The 11925-nt window shown below is 70.4% G+C and carries 12 protein-coding genes; 6 read left to right on the forward strand and 6 right to left on the reverse strand.

Features of this window, described 5'->3' with window-relative positions; translation table 11 throughout:
- The 3 genes from NON00_RS22235 to NON00_RS22245 form a co-directional block, all read left to right on the forward strand.
- On the forward strand, window positions 1–818 hold an 818-nt coding region (locus NON00_RS22235), incomplete at its 5' end, for a peptidylprolyl isomerase (RefSeq protein WP_256024960.1).
- Between the two features lie 262 nt (window positions 819–1080).
- Window positions 1081–2319, forward strand: coding sequence for a bifunctional glutamate N-acetyltransferase/amino-acid acetyltransferase ArgJ (gene argJ, locus NON00_RS22240; protein WP_256024962.1), 1239 nt, complete (start codon window positions 1081–1083; stop codon window positions 2317–2319).
- 253 nt (window positions 2320–2572) lie between these two features.
- Complete coding sequence (locus tag NON00_RS22245; protein ID WP_256024963.1) at window positions 2573–3607, forward strand: ATP-binding protein; 1035 nt, start codon at window positions 2573–2575, stop codon at window positions 3605–3607.
- Window positions 3608–3711: 104 nt separating this feature from the next.
- On the opposite strand, the gene NON00_RS22250 is transcribed toward NON00_RS22245, so the two are convergent.
- A complete protein-coding gene (locus NON00_RS22250) occupies window positions 3712–4668 on the reverse strand; it encodes an acetyl-CoA carboxylase carboxyltransferase subunit alpha (RefSeq protein WP_256024964.1) in 957 nt (318 codons plus the stop codon).
- A 208-nt stretch (window positions 4669–4876) separates the two neighbouring features.
- Window positions 4877–5512 (reverse strand): histidine phosphatase family protein, encoded by a 636-nt coding sequence (locus NON00_RS22255; protein WP_256024965.1) that lies wholly within the window; start codon window positions 5510–5512, stop codon window positions 4877–4879.
- Between the two features lie 203 nt (window positions 5513–5715).
- On the opposite strand from NON00_RS22255, the gene NON00_RS22260 reads away from it, so the two are divergent.
- Entirely contained in the window at window positions 5716–6255 is a 540-nt protein-coding gene (locus NON00_RS22260) for a hypothetical protein (RefSeq protein ID WP_256024966.1), read from the forward strand.
- Between the two features lie 3 nt (window positions 6256–6258).
- On the opposite strand, the gene NON00_RS22265 is transcribed toward NON00_RS22260, so the two are convergent.
- From NON00_RS22265 to NON00_RS22280, 4 genes are all read right to left on the reverse strand, one after another.
- Window positions 6259–7068 (reverse strand): ABC transporter permease, encoded by an 810-nt coding sequence (locus NON00_RS22265; protein ID WP_256024967.1) that lies wholly within the window; start codon window positions 7066–7068, stop codon window positions 6259–6261.
- A complete protein-coding gene (locus NON00_RS22270; RefSeq protein ID WP_256024968.1) occupies window positions 7065–7820 on the reverse strand; it encodes an ABC transporter ATP-binding protein in 756 nt (251 codons plus the stop codon). The genes NON00_RS22265 and NON00_RS22270 overlap by 4 nt, the downstream gene beginning before the upstream one ends.
- Before the next feature lie 192 nt (window positions 7821–8012).
- Window positions 8013–9644, reverse strand: coding sequence for a tetratricopeptide repeat protein (locus tag NON00_RS22275; RefSeq protein WP_256024969.1), 1632 nt, complete (start codon window positions 9642–9644; stop codon window positions 8013–8015).
- Window positions 9645–9665: 21 nt separating this feature from the next.
- Complete coding sequence (locus tag NON00_RS22280; protein WP_256024970.1) at window positions 9666–9950, reverse strand: BolA family transcriptional regulator; 285 nt, start codon at window positions 9948–9950, stop codon at window positions 9666–9668.
- 283 nt (window positions 9951–10233) lie between these two features.
- Here NON00_RS22280 and NON00_RS22285 point away from each other — a divergent pair, with 283 nt between their 5' ends.
- On the forward strand, window positions 10234–10674 hold the full coding sequence (locus NON00_RS22285; protein WP_256024971.1) for a J domain-containing protein: 441 nt from the start codon (window positions 10234–10236) through the stop codon (window positions 10672–10674).
- A gap of 68 nt (window positions 10675–10742) precedes the next feature.
- Complete coding sequence (gene cobS, locus NON00_RS22290) at window positions 10743–11750, forward strand: cobaltochelatase subunit CobS (protein ID WP_256024972.1); 1008 nt, start codon at window positions 10743–10745, stop codon at window positions 11748–11750.
- Window positions 11751–11925 lie beyond the last annotated feature (175 nt).

The following is an 11925-nucleotide window of genomic DNA, read 5'->3' on the forward strand; positions in this document are numbered from 1 at the left end:
CGCCCGCCCCCGCCGCGCCCCCAGCCGCCGCCGCGCCCGCCGCCGTGCCCGCCGCCGTGCCGGACCCCGTGGTGGCCCGCGTGGATGGGAAGGAACTCCGCCGCTCCGACATCAGCGCCGCCCTCGCCCAGCTCCCCGCCGAGCTGCGCGCCGCGCCGGAGCAGATGCTCTTCCCCCTGGTGCTGGACCAGCTCATCGCCCAGCAGGCGCTGGTGAACGCCGCCCGCGCCCAGGGGCTGGACAAGGACCCCGCCGTCCAGGCCGCCATGCGCCGCGCCGAGGATGAGCAGCTCCAGCAGGCCCTGCTGCGCCGCGAGATCGCCCCCGCCCTGACACCCGAGGCCCTGCGCGCCCGCTATGACAGGGAAATCGCCGGCAAGCCGGGCGAGGAAGAGGTGCATGCGCGCCACATCCTGACCGCCACCGAGGCCGAGGCCCGCGCCGCCCTGGCCGAGGTGCGCAAGCCCGGCGCCGATTTCGCCGCCATCGCCCGCCAGCGCTCCACCGGCCCCGGCACCCAGCAGGGCGGCGACCTCGGCTTCTTCAAGAAGGGCGACATGGTGCCCGAATTCGCCGAGGCCGCCTTCGCCCTCAAGCCCGGCGAAATCAGCCGCGACCCGGTGAAGACCGCCTTCGGCTGGCACGTCATCAAGGTGGAGGAGCGCCGCGCCGCCCCGCCGCCGAGCTTCGAGGAAAGCCAGGACAGCCTGCGCCAAGCCGCCTTCGAGGAAGCCGTCAACGCCGCCGTCGAGCGCATCCAGGCCGCCGCGAAGATCGAGCGCTTCAACCTCGACGGCTCCCCCGCCACGCCGCGCTGAAGTTTCAGAAAATCTTCTTTTTCTGAAGAAAAAGAAGCAAAAAGACTTTTTTCAGCTTAGCGTCCCGCCTCAGGCCCAGGGCGGGGCGCCAACTGAAAAAAGTTTTTTGGTTCTTTTTTACAAAAAAGAACATTTTTCTTCTGCTTTCCTGCCCATCCCCGCGCCGCATGGACGCCGCCCCCCATCCCGCTAAAAGGGGGGGCATCGCGGCGCGGGGCTGTTCTCCGCGCCGCCTGTAGCGACCCGGCAAAGGACCGCCCGCATGGCTGGCAAGGATCTTCCCGTCTCTCCCCTCGCGGTGCCGCTGCCCGCCGTGCCGCCGATCGCCGGCGTGAAGCTGGGCGTCGCGGCGGCGGGCATCCGCTACAAGGGGCGCAACGACCTCACCTTCATGGAATTCGCCCCCGGCACGACGGTGGCGGGCGTCTTCACCCGCAACAAGTGCCCGGGCGCGCCGGTGGACTGGTGCCGCACCGCGCTGAAGGGCGGCAAGGCCCGCGCCCTGGTGGTCAATGCCGGCAATGCCAATGTCTTCACCGGCAAGCCGGGGCGGGACGCGGTGCAGGCCACGGCCGATGCCGCCGCCGCCCTGGTCGGCTGCAAGCCGAAGGAGGTCTTCCTCGCCTCCACCGGCGTCATCGGCGAGACGCTGCCGCATGAGAAGCTGACCGCCGCCCTCCCCGCCCTGCACGGCAAGCTGTCGGAAGATGGCTGGGAAGGCGCCGCCCGCGGCATCATGACCACCGACACCTTCCCCAAGGCCTGCGTCCGCAAGGCCGAGATCGGCGGCGTCGAGGTCACCATTGCCGGCATCGCCAAGGGCAGCGGCATGGTGGCGCCGGACATGGCCACCATGCTCTGCTTCATCGCCACCGACGCCAAGATCCCCGCCGCCGCCCTCCAGGCCGTGCTGAAGAAGGGCGTGGATGCCAGCTTCAACCGCACCACGGTCGATTCCGACACCTCGACCAGCGACACGGTGCTGGTCTTCGCCACCGGCCAGGTGAAGCACCCGCGCGTCCCCGCCGAGGGCGGCGCCATGCTGAAATCCTTCGCCAAGGCGCTGCACGCGCTGCTGCTCGACCTCGCGCTCCAGGTGGTGCGCGATGGCGAGGGGGCGCAGAAGCTGGTCCGCATCGACGTGACGGGCGCCACCACCACGCGCTCGGCGCAGAAGATCGCCATGGCCATCGCCAATTCCCCGCTGGTCAAGACCGCCATCGCCGGCGAGGACGCCAATTGGGGCCGCATCGTCATGGCCGTCGGCAAGGCGGGCGAGCCGGCGGAGCGCGACCTGCTCTCGGTCGCCGTCGGCGGCACCTGGATGGCGCGCGAGGGCGGCGTGGTGCCGGGCTATGACGAGGGCCCGGTGGTGGCCCACATGAAGGGCCGCGAGATCGAGATCGCCGTCGATCTCGGCCTGGGCAAGGGCAAGGCCACCGCCTGGACCTGCGACCTGACCCACGGCTACATCGACATCAACGGCTCCTACCGCTCCTGAGGGCACCGGGGCCGCCCCGCGCGGGGCGGCCCGCTTCCTCAGGCCGCGCCGTGCGGCCGCTGCTTTCAGGCCACGCAATGCCGGCCGGGCGGGCCCGGGGACGAGCCAGGGCGGTCCCAGGGCGGGCCAGGGCGAACCCGCACGGAATCGGCCGCCCAGCCCCCTTGCCCCATCCGGCAAGGCGGCCTTCAATCCACATTCCTGTTACCACTCCCACGGCACCCGAGGAGATCAGCCCGATCGTGCCCCCGGCATGCTGAACCGCACGCACGCCCTGCTGGATCTGTGCCTCCGCGAGCGCCCGGCACGCTGGAACTGGGTCATCAGCCTCACCCTCTTCCTGGCCGCCCTGCTCGCGCGCCTCGCCCTGCAGGGCCTGCTGCCGCAGGGCTTCCCCTTCATCACCTTCCTGCCGGCGGTGGTCCTCACCACGCTGGTCTGCGGCCTCTGGTACGGCATGGCCGTCACCTTCGCCTCGGGCTTCTGCGCCTGGCTCCTCTTCATTCAGCCACAGGGCGGCTACCTGATGAACCAGGCCACCGCCATGACCTTCTTCGCCTCGCTGGTGACGGTGGATGTGCTGCTGATCGCCTCCATGCGCGGCGCCCTGCGCCGCCTGCGCGCCGAAAGCGCCCGCCAGTCCCGCGAGCGCGAACTCAGCCAGCAGCTCGCCCACACGCGGGAGGTGATGCTGCAGGAGGTGCAGCACCGCGTCTCCAACAACCTCCAGATGCTCGCCGCCATGATGCTGCTGCAACGCGGCGCGGTGCGCGACCCGGAGGCCCGCCGCATCATCGACACCGCCGCCCAGCGCCTGGAACTCATCGCCCGCATCCAGCGCAACCTGCAGCAGCCCCAGGGCGGCGGCCTGCCCTTCCACCACCTGCTGCGCAGCCTCTGCGGCGATGTGCTGGTCGCCAGCGGCGCCCGCGGCGTCGCCGCCACCATCGAGGCCGACCCCATCACCCTGCCGCCCGAACAGACCGTGCCCGTGGCCCTGATCGTCGCCGAGCTGGTCGCCAACGCGGTGGAACACGGCTTCGCCGGGCGCGAGAGAGGGGACATCACCATCACCCTCCTCCGCCAGGAGGAAACGCTGCAACTGAATGTCGAGGATAATGGCGCGGGACCGCCGCCGGGCTTCACCCTGGAGGGCAGCAACAGCCTCGGCCTGCGCATCGTCCGCGCCCTGGCCCAGCAGATCGGCGGGCGCTTCGAGATGCACCCCCTGCCGCGTGGCACAGCCTGCCGGCTGAGCTTTCCGGCTCCGAAGGAGGAGGAAGAATAGGGGGGGGAAGTCAGGGACTTCTTTTTCTGAAGAAAAAGAAGCAAAAAGACTTTTTCAGTCAGCGTCCTGCCTCAGCTCCCTGGCGGGACGCTGACTGAAAAAAATCAGGCGACGCCGTTGCGGCCCATCTCCAGGAACTTCTCGCGGCGGCGCGCCTTCAGCGTGCCGGAGTCAAAGGCCAGCAAAGGCTCCAGGCAGGCCCAGACCTGCGCGCCAACCGCCTCCACCGCCTTCTCCGGGGCGCGGTGCGCGCCACCCAGCGGCTCCGCCACCACCTGGTCGATCAGGGCGAGGCGGCGCAGATCCTCGGCCGTCAGCTTCAGCGCATCGGCGGCGGTGCTGGCCTGCGCGGCATCGCGCCACAGGATGCTCGCGCAACCCTCGGGGCTGATCACCGAATAAATCGAGTGCTCCAGCATCAGCACCCGGTCCGCCGCCGCCAGCGCGATCGCGCCGCCCGAGCCACCCTCGCCAATGATGGTGGAGACGATCGGCACCGGCGCATCCAGGCAGGCCTCGATGGAGCGCGCGATGGCCTCCGCCTGGCCACGCGCCTCCGCCTCGATGCCCGGGAAAGCGCCCGACGTGTCGACAAAGGAAATGATGGGCAGGCCAAAGCGGCCCGCCAGCTCGATCAGCCGGCGCGCCTTGCGGTAGCCCTCGGGCTTGGCCATGCCGAAATTGTGCTTCACCCGGCTCTCGGTGTCCGTGCCCTTCTCGGTGCCCAGCACCATCACGGCACGGCCCCGGAAACGGCCCATGCCGCCGATCACCGCCGCGTCATCGGCAAAGGCGCGGTCGCCCGCCAGCGGCGTGAAACCCTCGATCAGCCCGCGCACATAGGAGAGGCACTTCGGCCGCTCTGGATGGCGCGCCACCTGCGTCTTCTGCCACGGCGTCAGCTTGGCGTAAGTGGCCTGGAGCAGCTTCTCCGCCTTGTCCGACAGACGGCCGACTTCCTCCGCCACGTCGATCCCGCCCGCATCCGTGGTGCGGCGCAATTCCTCGATCTTGCCCTCCAGCTCGGCAAGCGGCTTCTCAAAGTCCAGGAAGTGGCGCATCGCAATCCCGTCTGTCACAGCACCGCAAAAGAGGCGGCAGGCGCGGCCCCGCCACTAGCGCAGAAGCCCCGGCAAGGCCAGGGGGAGACAGGTTGGGAGACAGGCTTGGGAGCAGGCTGGGCGGGCAGTCCGGGGGCGCTGGCGCCCCGCACGGACATACGGCACCGACACACGGCCCGCGGGCCAGGGGCGCCCGCCGGCGCCAGGGTCAGGTGGCGGCGCCCGCCGGCGGCTCCTCGTTGATCGAGGTCACCCGCCAGTGCCCCCCCTGCCGCTCCAGCCGGGTGAGCGACAGGTTCTTCACCGAAAGCTGGAAGGCCTGATGCGCATCCAGCCCCAGCGCATGCGAAACCGCGGCGCGAATCGAACCGCCATGCGCAATGATCACGATATCGTGACCCTCCAGCCGCTCCGCCAGTTCCTCCAGCGCGGCGCCGGCGCGGGCGGTCACATCCGCCAGGCTCTCGCCGCCCGGCGGGCGCTCCCCCGCCGCATGCGGCCAGAAGGGGTGCGGCGGCTCGGTCAGCAGCGCGCTGAAGGCCTCATGCGTGATGCCCTGCCACTGGCCCAGATGCTGCTCGGCGAAACGCGGCTCCACCGCCATCGCCACAGGCGGGTAGCCGGCGGCGAAAATCGCCTCCGCCGTTGCCCGCGTGCGGGACAGCGGCGTGTGGAACCAGCGCGCCCCCTCCGGCAGGCGCTGGGCCAGCCAGCGATAGGCGGCGCCCTCCTGCGCCATCGTCAGGGCGCAGACGGAAACGTCCATGTCGCCATACATCAGCACCCGCGCGGAGGGTTCGACGATGGCGTGGCGGATCAGGAAGAAGCGGGTCGTCTGGGTCACGCCCCCCCGCTTAAAGCAGATCCCGCCATGGGGAAATCTCCCCCCTGCCCCGGGTTGGGCCGGGTGGAGGGGCAGGCCACGCTTTACGCGGCCTTTACCCGACCCGGCGGATGCTGCGGGCCTTCCGGCGGGCCGCTTGCCCGGGCGCGCCGGCCGCCTTGTCCCGGAACCGCCCCCCGCCCCGGGGGCCAAAGGAGTGCAGGATGCCCGGCCCGACGCCCGATTCCCCGTTCCACGACCGCACGCCCGCCGCCACGGCGCCCCCTGGCGAGAACGCCCCCTCCCCCCTCCCCGCCGCGATCAAGGCCGCGCAGATGAACGCGGCTCCCCTGAAGCAGGCCTTGCTCAACCAGGGTGCCCTGAAGCAGGCCGCGCTGAATCAGCCGCCCCCGCCCCAGGCGCCGCTGAACCCGCCCGCGCTGAGCCAGGCGCCGCCCAAGCCGCCGCAGGCTCCGGTGCACACCGCTGCCCTGGCCGAGCACGCCGCGCGGCTCGCCTTCTCCATGCGCCTGCCCGGCTGGGCGGAGACGCCGCCGGCCGGCGCCCTGGCCTCGCTCGCCGCCGCCATGGCCCTGCGCCTCACCCTGCATGTGGAAGGCGGCATCGGCTTCGACACCGCCGCCGTGCTCCAGGAGAGCCCGCCCGGCCAGAACCCCGAGCCCACGCCCGAGGAACTCATCCAGGCCCTCGCCCGCCTGCTGCGCAGCCAGGAGGATGGGCCGGACCGCTTCTGGTTCGGCTGACGCCTATTCGCCGATATTGCTCAGCGCACCGCTGCGCCGCGCCGCCTCGAACTGGCCCAGGAACACGCGGCCCAGCAGCAGCAGCCACAGCCCGTCCAGCGCGAAGGCCGCCAGCAGGTGGCCCGTCTCCACCCGCCCCTCCAGCACCGCCGCGCGCATGCCCTCGAAGACATGCGCCGCCGGCAGCGCCGAGGCCACCCATTGCAGCGGCACCGGCAGCGTCGAGACCGGGTAGAAGACGCAGGCGAAGGGCGTCAGCCCGAACAGCACCGACCACGCCAGCGGCTCCGCCCCCGCCCCGTGCCGCAGGATCAGGGCGGTGACGCCGAGCGCCACGGCCCAGCCCATCATCATCAGCGCGGCGAAGAACAGCACCACCACCGGCCCCAGCGCGAAAAGCCCGAAGCCATAGAGCAGCCAGGCCAGCCCCACCGCCGGCAGCACGCCCACCAGCATGCGCAGCGTGCTCATCACGACCAGCCCCGCCACCAGTTCGCGCGGGCGCAGCGGGCTGACGAAGAGATGGCCCAGGTTGCGGCTCCACACCTCCTCCAGGAAGGAGAGGGCAAAGCCCATCTGGCTGCGCAGCGCCACCTCCCATAGCAGCACGCCGCCGAGCAGCACCCCCGCCGCCACCGTGCCCGTGTTCTGCTGCACCCCCGCCAGATAGGCGGTGACGAAGCCCCAGACGAGCATCTGCAAGACAGGCCAGTACATCAGCTCGATCAGCCGCGGCCAGGAGCGGCGGTAGAGCGCCAGATGACGGTAGACGAGGCCCCAGACCCGCCGGGCCGCCAGCTGCGCGCCGCTCATGCCGCCGCCTCCCCGCCGGCCTGCCGGCCGCGCGCGATATCGAGAAAGACATCCTCCAGATTGTCCCGCCCAAAGCCGGAGACGAGCTCCGCCGGGCTGCCCTCGGCCACCAGCTGCCCCCGCTTCATCATCAGCACATGGCCGCAGAGGCGTTCCACCTCCGCCATGTTGTGGCTGGCCAGCAGGATGGCGCAGCCGCTGCGCGCCCGGTAACGCTCCAACCAGCCGCGCACCCAATCCCCCGTATCCGGGTCCAGGCTGGCGGTGGGCTCGTCCAGCAGCAGCAGCTCCGGCTCGTTGATCAGCGACTTGGCCAGCGCCACCCGCGTCTTCTGCCCGGCCGAGAGCTGGCCCGCCGGGCGCTCCAGGATATCCTCCAGGTGCAGCTCGGCCGCCAGCTCGGCGATGCGCCGCTCCGCCCGCGCCACGCCGTAGAGATGGGCATAGACGCGCAGATTTTCGGCCACGCTCAGCTTGTGCGGCAGGGCGACATAGGGCGAGGAGAAGTTCATCCGCGCCAGGGCCGCGAAGCGGTCCCGCGCCATGTCGTGCCCCAGCACCGTGACGCGCCCCGCGCTCGGCACCAGCAGGCCGAGCAGCATGGCGATGGTCGTGCTCTTGCCCGCCCCATTGCCGCCCAGCAGCCCCCAGGTGGCGCCGCGCGGCAGGCGGAAGCTCAGCCCCTCCACCGCCGTGGTGTCGCCATAGCGCTTCGTCAGGCCCTCGGCCTGGATCACCGGATCGTTCCGCATGCCTTCGCATGAGGGAAGGCAACGCGAAATGTCCAGAGGAAGACGGAAATTTATAAGAATTTTCTTTTTCTGAAGAAAAAGAAACAAAAAGACTTTCTTTCCGTTTGGCGGCCCGCCTCAGACCTTACGCGGGACGCCAAACTGAAAAAAGTTTTTTGGTTCTTTTTTTCTAAAAAAGAACAAGAATTGATCTCAAACCGGATCCGGCGAGAAGAATTCCCGCAGCCAGAGGCGCAGCCGGGAGGGTGGCGGCCCCTGTTCTTCCCTCTCCTCCTCCTCCGGCGGGCCGAGGCGGCGGGTCAGGGCCTGGAGGCGCAGGTCCTCCGGCATGGTGGCGCTGGCCGCGGCGGCGACGCGCTGGGCCGCCGCGTGATGGCCGGTGCGCTCCAGCGCGCGGGCCCAGCCGATATGCGCCTCCGCCCGCTCCGGCAGCCCCTGGACGGCGGTGCGGAAGATGGGTTCCGCCTCATAGGGCTCGCCCAGATAGAGCAGAAGCTGGCCGAGCCAGAGGCAGGCCTCGGGGTCGTCGCGCAATTCGCGCACGGCCTCGCGCGCCAGTTCGGCGGCGGCCTGGCGCTCGCCGCGCGCGGCCATGCTGTGGCTCAGGCCGAGCAGGGCCTGCGGGTGGTGCGGGGTGTGCTCCAGCAGGGTGCGGAACTGGGCCTCCGCCTCCTCCGCCCGCCCCAGGTCGAGCAGCAGCCGGGCGAGGTAGAGGCGCAGCTCCGCCTGTTCCGGCATATGCTCCAGCGCCTCGAGGCAAAGCGCGACGGCCTCATCCTGCTTCTTCTGCGAGACGAGCAGCTTGCCCAGCGCCTCATAGGCGGCGACGAGCTGCGGGTGGCGGCCCAGGATCTCGCGATAGAGGCGCTCGCAGCTGGCCATCTCGCCCATGTTGTGCAGGATGGCGGCGAGGCGCAGGCCCAGCGTGGTATCCTGCGGCCAGGCGCGGGGCTGGAACAGGGCGAGGTCGCGCGCCTTGCGCTGCCGCTTCTGCGCGCGCAGGGCCTGGATGCGCAGCACCGTGTGGCGCTGCACGTCGGTCGAGGTGATGTTGGCCGGGATGCCGATGCGCCGGCCATGGCGCCACAGCCGGTTGGCCATGCGCAGATGGCCGCGCCGCATGGCCGCCGCCGCCATCTGCCGCACCCAGCGCCGGCTGACGCGCCGCCGCCCGCGCAGCATCTGGAACAGCCCCGGCGCGTCCTGCGCCAGGGCGAGGCGCAGCGCCTCGCCCAGGACATTGTGGTCCGCCAGGCGCCAGATGGCGGCATGGTCCATGAAGGGCGCGCGCACCCAGTGGGCGCCCAGGCGCTCACAGAGGCGAGTGGTCTGGCCGTGATCCTCGGGCAGATAGGGGTCGGCCATCACCACGGCATAGGCACCGGCCTCGCCCGGCCGCACCGCCATGCCGGCATGCAGCGCCGGGTCGTGGTATTTGTGGAAGCGGGTGTCCCACGGCACCTCGGCCGGGTCGATGCTGTCCTGCGGCGAGACGGCCAGCACCGCCTCCGCCCCCAGCCGCGCCGCGTGCTTCAGCGCGCCATGGCCGCCCATGCTGTAGCCATAGGTGATGGCCGGGCCACGCAGCGCCGCGCGCACCGCCGGCGCCGCCTTCTCGACCGAGGCGGTGGGATACCAGTTCTCCGCCTTCGGCACGAAGCCGATGGCGTTGAGCCCGAGCTTCCCCGCCGGATCCTGGCCCCAGATGACGTGCTCCTTCGGCCGGAAGCTCATATCGGCGAAGGTGATGAGGGTGAAGGGACCATCCGCCGGGTGGTGGACCACCAGGAGATGCTCGTCCTCATAGAGGATATGGCTGGTCATGGGCCGTGCCGGGGCGGGGCGTCAGCCCGCGCGCCCCGCCTCCTCCGGGGTTTGCAGGCGCAGCGACAGGGCGTGCAGCCCGCTGCCGAACTCCGCCTCCAGCGCCGCGTGGACGGCGCGGGAGCGCGCCACGCGGTTCATCCCGGCGAAGGCCGGGCTGGTGACGGCGATGGTATAATGGGTCTCACCCCCCGGCCGGGCGCCGGCATGGCCGGCATGGCGGTGGCTGTCGTCCTGGATGGTGATCTCGGCCGCGGCGAAGGCCGCGCCCAGGATGTCCCGCATGCGTTGGGCGCGTGTCAGCATGGAGAGGAGATTTTTCACGCCCGCCGTCGCCTGCCAAGCGAAAGGTTTGCGATCTGCCGCCTTGCGGCCCCCGCGGTCCAGGCCCATAAACCTGCAAATGGCCCGTCGCGGCGAACGTCCCCGATCCGACAGCTCCACCCCCTTCACGCCCTGCGATGCGCCGGGTTGCGAAGCCGCGGGCGAGTTCCGTGCTCCGCGTGACCGGTCACGCCTGCGCGACTATTACCATTTCTGCCTCGAGCATGTCCGGGCCTACAATCAGGCCTGGGACTACTACAAGGGCATGAGCCCGGATGAGATCGAGACGGCGCTGCGCGATGACAGCGGCTGGCAGCGGCCGACCTGGCCGCTCGGCCGGCTGGGCGGCAACCGCAAGCTGAACCCCGAGATCTTCCGCGACCCGCTCGGCCTGTTCGGCGAGGCGCCGCCCACCCCGCGCAAGAGCGCCAAGGAGGCACCGCCGGAACTGCGCGCGGCGCTCGACATGCTCGGACTCGGCTGGCCGCTCGAGGAAGAAGCGTTGCGGGCACGTTACAAAGAGCTCGCCAAGCGATACCATCCGGACACCAATGGCGGCGACAAGACCGCCGAGGACCGTCTGAAGGACATCAACAGGGCCTATAGCCTGCTGCGCAAGCGGCTGGCGAATGTGGCGGGGCCAGATGGCTCGGGCGAGGGCGCGGGGGCCAAACCCGCTTCCTCCTCCGCGAGCCGGGCCGCATGACGAACGAGCGAGAGACAGAGACCGGCCGCGCGGCGCGCGGCGGCAGAGCCGAGAGCGAAGAGAGCCCGATGACCAAGGTCGCTACCCTTTCCGATCAGCGCCCCACTTCCGCGATCGACCTTCCGGACATCACCGTGAAGGTGCGCGAGGTGTTCGGCATCGACAGCGACCTGGAGGTGCCTGCCTTCTCGGTCCGCACCGAGCATGTGCCCGAGGCCGACCCCACCTACAAGTTCGACCGCGACACCACCCTGGCCATCCTGGCGGGCTTCGCCTTCAACCGCCGCGTCATGATCCAGGGCTACCACGGCACCGGCAAGTCCACCCATGTGGAGCAGGTGGCGGCGCGGCTGAACTGGCCCTGCATCCGCATCAACCTCGACAGCCACATCAGCCGCATCGACCTGATCGGCAAGGACGCCATCGTCCTCAAGGATGGCAAGCAGGTGACGGAGTTCCGCGAGGGCATCCTGCCCTGGGCGCTGCAGCACCCCTGCGCCATCGTCTTCGACGAGTATGACGCCGGCCGCCCGGACGTGATGTTCGTCATCCAGCGCGTGCTGGAGGTCGAGGGCAAGCTGACGCTGCTGGACCAGAACCGCGTCATCCGCCCGCATGGCGCCTTCCGCATCTTCGCCACGGCCAACACCGTGGGCCTGGGCGACACCACCGGCCTCTACCACGGCACCCAGCAGATCAATCAGGGCCAGATGGACCGCTGGAACATCGTGGCCACGCTGAACTACCTGCCGCATGCGCAGGAGAGCCAGATCGTCGCCGCCAAGATGGGCCTGAAGCCGGACGACGCCGCCGGCAAGAAGCAGATCGACGCCATGGTGGCCCTGGCCGACCTGACGCGCGCCGGCTTCATCGCCGGCGACATCTCCACCGTCATGTCGCCGCGCACCGTCATCACCTGGGCGGAGAATGCGCGCATCTTCGGCGATGTCGGCTTCGCCTTCCGCCTCTCCTTCCTCAACAAGTGCGACGAGGCGGAGCGCTCCACCGTCGCCGAGTACTACCAGCGCTGCTTCAACGAGGAAGTGCCGACCGGGCTGCTCGGCCGCAAGGGCTGATGCCGTGGCCAGGAGGGGCGCCGCCCCTCCTGGACCTCCCCGCCAGGAACCTGAGGTTCCTGGACCTCCCAACAGAAGGCGGGGTTCGGGGTGGCCCTGCCACCCCGGCGGGGGTTCGGGGGGGGGGCCCCCGATCCTGAACCATAGACGCGATCAAGTTTTTCGGGACCAAGGT

It is taken from the genome of Roseomonas sp. GC11, assembly GCF_024437745.1.
In the GTDB taxonomy this organism is placed as follows: domain Bacteria; phylum Pseudomonadota; class Alphaproteobacteria; order Acetobacterales; family Acetobacteraceae; genus Pseudoroseomonas.

What these genes read in the sequence shown, in the direction of transcription:
- NON00_RS22245 (WP_256024963.1), top strand. Translation starts at nt 2,573, where the DNA reads ATGCTGAACCGCACGCACGCCCTGCTGGATCTGTGCCTCCGCGAGCGC.
- NON00_RS22250 (WP_256024964.1), bottom strand. Translation starts at nt 4,668, where the DNA reads ATGCGCCACTTCCTGGACTTTGAGAAGCCGCTTGCCGAGCTGGAGGGC.
- NON00_RS22270 (WP_256024968.1), bottom strand. Translation starts at nt 7,820, where the DNA reads ATGCGGAACGATCCGGTGATCCAGGCCGAGGGCCTGACGAAGCGCTAT.
- argJ (WP_256024962.1), top strand. Translation starts at nt 1,081, where the DNA reads ATGGCTGGCAAGGATCTTCCCGTCTCTCCCCTCGCGGTGCCGCTGCCC.
- NON00_RS22265 (WP_256024967.1), bottom strand. Translation starts at nt 7,068, where the DNA reads ATGAGCGGCGCGCAGCTGGCGGCCCGGCGGGTCTGGGGCCTCGTCTAC.
- NON00_RS22275 (WP_256024969.1), bottom strand. Translation starts at nt 9,644, where the DNA reads ATGACCAGCCATATCCTCTATGAGGACGAGCATCTCCTGGTGGTCCAC.
- cobS (WP_256024972.1), top strand. Translation starts at nt 10,743, where the DNA reads ATGACCAAGGTCGCTACCCTTTCCGATCAGCGCCCCACTTCCGCGATC.
- NON00_RS22260 (WP_256024966.1), top strand. Translation starts at nt 5,716, where the DNA reads ATGCCCGGCCCGACGCCCGATTCCCCGTTCCACGACCGCACGCCCGCC.
- NON00_RS22280 (WP_256024970.1), bottom strand. Translation starts at nt 9,950, where the DNA reads ATGCTGACACGCGCCCAACGCATGCGGGACATCCTGGGCGCGGCCTTC.
- NON00_RS22285 (WP_256024971.1), top strand. Translation starts at nt 10,234, where the DNA reads ATGAGCCCGGATGAGATCGAGACGGCGCTGCGCGATGACAGCGGCTGG.